We start from the raw sequence: 5,588 nt of genomic DNA, 5'->3' as shown, positions 1-5,588 counted from the left end.
GCGTTTTCGGCGTAATAGACGTCTTTCAGCGTGTGTTCGAACAGTTCTGCCAGCGTTTCCATATGCATATCCTCCGTTGAGTGCGCTGAAAAACGCTTGGGCTTACTCATCTTTCCAGCTCACCGGCCGGTCCTCTCTCTGAACTCTAGCGGAGATGGTTCAGGTGCGCATTGTTGGGGGAACCTATAATCTGGTGGAAAGCAAAAATCTAACGGCCGTGTTCAATCAGCAGGTCTTCGTGGACTGAGCAACGGCCACTTGCGCTCAACGTTGGTGAGCAATTCATAAAGCATGAAACCAGTCGATTTGAACGCTTGCTTATTTCAGGAGTTAGGCGCTTGCGACTTTTTAGAAGTAAACCGCTTATACCAAGTTTCCAGGACACGGGTGAATGGATTACGGAAAAGAACTCCCCCTGACAGGGGTTCGTGAGGAAGAGCGGCTCCGCGAAGTCAGAAAGTACGCCTTTCTCGAGCATCGGTTAGATCATTCGAACGATCATCTCGTTGCGTTAACGGTTAGCGTGTTCGGCACAAGAACGGCCCTGATAACGCTGGTAGAACAGGACCGGCAGTGGTTTCAAGCCCGCGTAGGATTTGATCATCACGAGACGAGCCGAACGATTTCCCTCTGCGCCCATGCGCTTCTCAGCGAGGAGGTGCTGGTCATTCCAGACGCACGTCACGATCCCCGGTTTACATCAAACATCTTGGTCACGGGCGATCCGTTCATTCGCTTCTATGCCGGCGCGCCATTGGTTACCCCTCGCGGTTACGTCATCGGGACACTCTGCATCATTGACGACAAGCCCCGACCGCAATTCTCAGCAGTAGATCGATCTCGTCTGCAGTCCCTGGCAAAGCTGGTGATGGACCAGTTCGAGCTGAAACGTCTGTCGGAGGCCCAGAAGACGGCGCTTTGTCTGAGCCGTACAACGGCGGACGGAATACTCAACGTCACTTTTCCTAATCGCATCACGCATTCGAATGCTGGGGCCTCGAAGATACTCGGCTACGACCGGTACGAGTTTTTAGAACTCTCGCTGTTTGAACTTATTCCTGCTGAACTGGCACGCAAGGTTGAGGCCGCGACCAAACGCTTCTTGAGATCTGGAAAAGAATATGCGTCCATCGGGGGGATCGAGGCAACTCTCCGCACTAAATCGGGTGAGGATGCACCTGTGGAGTTTTCCGTGGGGATTTGGCAGAGCGACGGCCAACCTCATATGGGCGTCATCTTGCGCGACATCAGCGATCGTAAACGCCGTGAGGCATCCTTTCAGATGTTGTTTGACCGTAACCCGGTGCCAATGTGGATCTTCGACGCGCAGACGTTCGGCTTCGTCGAAGTCAATGACGCCGCTTGCCTCCTCTACGGCTACGCCAGGCCGGTATTTAAGCAAATGTCTGTTCTTGATATCCGCCCGCCGCAGGAGCGGGAGAACACGATCGATCATATCACCACGATAGCAGAGACCTATGAACCCAAGGATCCCTGGACCCATGTCGCTGCGGACGGGCACACGATAAGGGTCCTGCCGTTCGCGCGCCGTATCCGACATGCCGGAAAGCCATGCATTCTTGCGGCGATAATCGATGTAACGGAGCGCGAGAAGGCAGCAATCGAGCTGAAAAGCACACGTATTTTTCTCGATGCCATCGTTGAAAGCATTCCGTCGATGCTGTTCGTGAAGGATGTTAAGGACGGGCGGTTCGTCCTGATCAACAAAGCAGGCGAACATCTTCTCGGGCTCAGCCGAGATGAAATCATCGGCAAAACGGATTTCGATTTCTTCACCGAAGCGGACGCCGAGCGGTTCATAGCTGCTGATCGGGCCGTGGTGGCGGGCGAGGAGCTTGTCGTTATCGAAAACGAACCAGTCCCAACCTCAAAGGGTGTACGCTCTTTGAGAACACAGAAGGTCGGCGTGCCAGACGCTGATGGCAAGCCTCGTTATCTCCTGGGCGTATCGGAGGATGTGACGGAGCGCCTCGCGATGGAGAAGCGCAATCTCCATCTCTCGCGTCACGACATCCTGACTGAACTTCCCAACAGATTGGCGTTTCAGGACCTACTTGCGCAACAGCTGAGCAAGGTCTCTGGCGCCAAGACATTTGCCCTGCACCTTGTCGATCTGGACAGGTTCAAGTTCGTCAACGACAGTCTGGGTCACCATGCCGGAGATGAGATGCTTCGCCAGGTCGCGGCGCGCCTTATCGCCGCGAAGGCGGAAACGGATATCGTCGCGCGCTTGGGAGGAGACGAATTTGCGATCATCCAGACCGATTGCCCTGCCCCCGATTTGGCAATCGATCTTGCCGTAAGGATCACGTCGGAGCTGGCGAGGCCCTTTCCGCTGGATGGACAAGAGGTGACGATTGGTTGCAGCGTCGGCATCACCTTCCATCCAAAAAATGGCGCCAATGCGGACGAGCTATTGAAGCGCGCCGATCTGGCACTTTACGATGTCAAGGAAAAGCGGACCGGCGGCTTTGCCTTTTTCGAGCCCGTCATGGAAGAGCGCGCAGATCGTGAGCGGCGGCTGCGTGACGAACTGAGGCTTGCACTTGAGAGAAGCGAGCTTCGTTTGGTGTATCAGCCGATCGTAGACGCGAAGAGTGAAGGGACCGTGTGTTGCGAAGCGCTGTTACGCTGGGATCATCCTGAACTGGGATCAGTTTCACCGGCAGAGTTCATTCCTGCTGCCGAGGCGGCCGGGCTCATACCTGCGATCGGCAAATGGGTTATGGAGCAGGCTTGTCTCGAAGCTGCACACTGGCCGTCGGATGTCCGGATCGCTGTCAACCTCTCCCCTCTCCAGTTCACCGGTTTCAATCTTGCCAAGCAGGTCTCGGTGGCGCTGGAAAAATCGGGATTGTTGCCGGACCGTCTGGAACTCGAAATCACCGAGGGCATCTTCCTGCGTGAGAGCGAGGAAAACCTCGACATCCTGAGTCAGCTCAAAAATCTGGGCGTTCGCATCGCACTCGATGATTTCGGAACCGGCTATTCGAGCCTATCCTATTTGCGCAGCTTCGCATTCGACAAGATAAAGATCGACCGCTCCTTTGTCGGCGGCCTCCCCAAATCAGGCGATAGCCTGTCGATCGTGCGAGCGATTATCGGGCTAGGTAAAAGCTTCCAAGCAACGATCACCGCCGAAGGTGTGGAAACCGATGAGCAGGCTGCGGCACTCATCCGAGAAGGTTGCGACCAGTGCCAAGGATATCTTTACTCGAAACCCATTGATCGGCACGAGATCAGATCTCGCCTCGCCGCTCGCAAAATTCGACGCGACGTTCGAACGGGAAATTGAGATTATTTGTCGCTTGAATGGGAAGAACGACGATAGCTCGTGCGATCCGCCATCGCTTCATCGAGTTCTTAAGAATAAGCTGGTCGCCCCCATGCGTTTAAAAATCGGCGGCATTCGCTCGCTTGAAGATGATTGTCACCGCCATTCCCGCGCCCGGCTCCGATTGTACGTCGATCTCTGCCTTGGCATTATGGCGGACGGACTGGACGATCATCGCGCTGAGCTTGCCGCGCCGCGGCCAGTCCGACTTGTCCGTAAGCCCCACACCGTCGTCAGCGACAAGTACCTTGCAGCCCTGGTCATCGACCGTGCAGCGAACTTTAATTTCACCACCGTCGCGTCCCAAGAACGCGTATTTAAGGGCATTGGTCATCAACTCGTTGATCACGAGACCAACCGGCATGGCAACATTGACCGATACCGGCCAGGTGTCGACTTTCATGTCGAGGCGTATGCCCTCGATCGCGTGAGCGGCCATGACCGAGGAAGCGATCTGGCTGACATAGGTTCCAAGGTCGACGGTCTCCGTCTCGCTCCCGGCATACAGCGACCGATAGAGGATCGACAGGGCCTCGATGCGGCCGGCAAGTCGGTTGAAACGCTCGCTTTCTTCCGACTTTTGGGCGTTGCGCGCCTCCATGCGGATCAGCGCCGTGATCATCTGCAGATTGTTTTTAACTCGATGTTGAAGCTCCTTGAGCAAAGTGTCCTTTTCGGCAAGCGCCTCGGACAGAGCTAAGGCATCATCGGTACCGCTCCGGGCGGACATCGCTAGGAGGCGAAACAATGGCTTGCCGACATCGTCGACGATCGTGTTCGACCACGCATCGACAACGTAATGGTCGCCGTTTGTCGAGATTGTAAAGGCCCCGAGATACTCTTCGCTCTGCAGCAAGGCGTCAGAAAGGACTGGACCGTCGATGAGTGGCGCCGCGGTCGGTAAGACGGACCAAGCCTTGCCTTGCAGATACTCTCCCGATAGGCCGGTTAGGCGCTCGAACTCGATATTTCCATACACTAAATGTTCGTCGTCCCCGAGCTCAGAGACTGCAACCGCGAACGGCACATGGTCGAGAAACTGCCGAAATCGATCATCGTCGAGGGCCTCCGCGAGGTGCGGAAGGTCGGAGACGGTCGCTGGGGTTGGATGTGGGTCTTCAGAACTGGACATGTGCTTCAACTGTCACGGCAGATAGCCGTCCTTTACCACGGCAATTGAAGCATCCGCCAGAAGTTTCGGTTAGATCAAGTCGCCATCAACCGCATCAGGGCGTCGATGACCGGCTGGTGGGAGTAAGGTTTGGGAAAGAAGAGGGACCGCTCTGGCATGTCGCGCGCCGCGAGCTTTCGATTTCCAGAGGTGATAACGATCCCGATCGGTGGCCAGCGGTCCCGCACGATCCAGGCCAATTGCAGTCCGTCCAAGTCGCCAGGCATGTCGATGTCGGTAAAGATTGCTCGGATGGATGAATGTGTTTCGAGTAGGCGCAGCGCTTCGTCGGTGTGCCCAGCCTCCAGAACGCGAAATCCGGCTACCTGCAAGTCATCGGCCACTGTCATGCGGGTCAAAGGCTCATCTTCGATGACGAGTACGGTCGACTGCGGCATTCTGACACCATTCTGAGACACTTTGCCTGAAACTCTGTCGCCATCAAGTTGTTCCGCTTCGGCATCCATCTGAACTCAGAACCCTAAACGTATCCGAAGGGTTATCGCATTGGGTTCTTTTAGGAGATCCGAGATCGAAAGGAAACAGCGTGATAAAACTTAGCGCTGGAGCGTCTTCCGTGTCGGCATTCCTGCAGAGCGCTAGCTTTGCAGATACGAGACCGACCGCTCCTGTTGAGGGCGCCCATAACGCTACAGAGGTCAGGGCGAAGGCGTGGATTGAACCCACCCTGGCCTTTTGGCCCATTATACAGGCGGACCGATCAGGTTCGGCCGTGGCGGTATCGATTGATCTTTGAAGGTATCGATCGAATAGCAGTCTCTGAAAGAAAGAGAGGTAGCGGGGACTATTCCAAGCGGCATGCGCGCGTATCGCGCTCCAGTGGGATAAAGCCGCGCTAATGGACGGACTGAGTTCCCGCCTTTTTGCTGGATCTCGACCTGCGCATATCGATCCACCGCATGGTCGGCGTCACGGCGATCCCATGGACCACAATAGAAACGATCACGATTAAAAGCACTGTCGCCCACAGCGTTGCGGCATGCTCGAACTCGGCATGTCCCGTGGCGTAGGCTAGATAATAGATCGACCCTAAACCTCTGA

Annotated in this window: 3 protein-coding genes and 1 pseudogene; 1 reads left to right on the top strand and 3 read right to left on the bottom strand. The window is 55.7% G+C overall.

Features of this window, described 5'->3' with window-relative positions; translation table 11 throughout:
- Positions 1–391: 391 nt before the first annotated feature.
- On the top strand, positions 392–3,316 hold the full coding sequence (locus AC2GXZ_RS32375; protein WP_483763355.1) for a bifunctional diguanylate cyclase/phosphodiesterase: 2,925 nt from the start codon (positions 392–394) through the stop codon (positions 3,314–3,316).
- A gap of 97 nt (positions 3,317–3,413) precedes the next feature.
- Here the strand turns inward: AC2GXZ_RS32375 and AC2GXZ_RS32370 are convergent, their stop codons facing one another.
- The 3 genes and pseudogenes from AC2GXZ_RS32370 to AC2GXZ_RS32360 all read right to left on the bottom strand — a co-directional run.
- Positions 3,414–4,487, bottom strand: coding sequence for a sensor histidine kinase (locus AC2GXZ_RS32370; protein WP_483763356.1), 1,074 nt, complete (start codon positions 4,485–4,487; stop codon positions 3,414–3,416).
- 74 nt (positions 4,488–4,561) lie between these two features.
- Positions 4,562–4,993 (bottom strand): response regulator, encoded by a 432-nt coding sequence (locus AC2GXZ_RS32365; RefSeq protein ID WP_483763354.1) that lies wholly within the window; start codon positions 4,991–4,993, stop codon positions 4,562–4,564.
- Between the two features lie 389 nt (positions 4,994–5,382).
- Positions 5,383–5,588: pseudogene (locus tag AC2GXZ_RS32360) on the bottom strand (cation:proton antiporter); the annotation flags it as partial.

Source organism: Aliirhizobium sp. YIM B11859 (assembly GCF_057163345.1).
The sequence above is the reverse complement of the archived record's forward strand: the minus strand, read 5'-3'. Positions and strand labels throughout refer to the sequence as shown.

Excerpts from the sequence above, each read along its gene's own strand:
- AC2GXZ_RS32375 (WP_483763355.1), top strand. The coding sequence starts at position 392 with ATGGATTACGGAAAAGAACTCCCCCTGACAGGGGTTCGTGAGGAAGAG.
- AC2GXZ_RS32370 (WP_483763356.1), bottom strand. The coding sequence starts at position 4,487 with ATGTCCAGTTCTGAAGACCCACATCCAACCCCAGCGACCGTCTCCGAC.
- AC2GXZ_RS32365 (WP_483763354.1), bottom strand. The coding sequence starts at position 4,993 with ATGGATGCCGAAGCGGAACAACTTGATGGCGACAGAGTTTCAGGCAAA.